Source organism: Amycolatopsis heterodermiae (genome assembly GCF_034929455.1).
Taxonomy (GTDB): Bacteria; Actinomycetota; Actinomycetes; order Mycobacteriales; family Pseudonocardiaceae; genus Amycolatopsis; species Amycolatopsis heterodermiae.
Window position 1 is genome coordinate 1 of sequence record NZ_JAYFSI010000039.1, and the last position, 379, is coordinate 379.

The 379-nt window shown below is 67.3% G+C and carries 1 protein-coding gene; it reads left to right on the forward strand.

Annotation, left to right across the window (positions count from 1 at the left end):
- A partial coding sequence (locus VA596_RS50570; protein ID WP_323337985.1) for an IS30 family transposase occupies positions 1 to 379 on the forward strand: 379 nt, incomplete at both ends.

The following is a 379-nucleotide window of genomic DNA, read 5'->3' on the forward strand; positions in this document are numbered from 1 at the left end:
ACGCCAGGCCCAGGCCCGCCGGGAACGACCCTCGGGCGGGATCCAGGACATGGTCAACGTCAGTGAACGTCCGGCCGAGGTCGCTGACCGGGCCGTCCCGGGACATTGGGAAGGTGACCTGATCCTGGGCAAGGACAACCGGTCGGCGATCGGGACGCTGGTGGAACGCTCGACCCGGTTCGTGATGCTGCTGCACCTGCCCGACGGACGGGACGCCGCCACGGTCGCTGCGGCGATGACCGAGCTGATCCAGACGCTGCCCACGGTGCTGCTGGGCTCGCTGACCTGGGATCAGGGCAAGGAAATGGCCCATCACCGGAAGATCACCGTGGACACGGGGTTGGAGATCTACTTTTGTGACCCGCACTCGCCGTGGCAG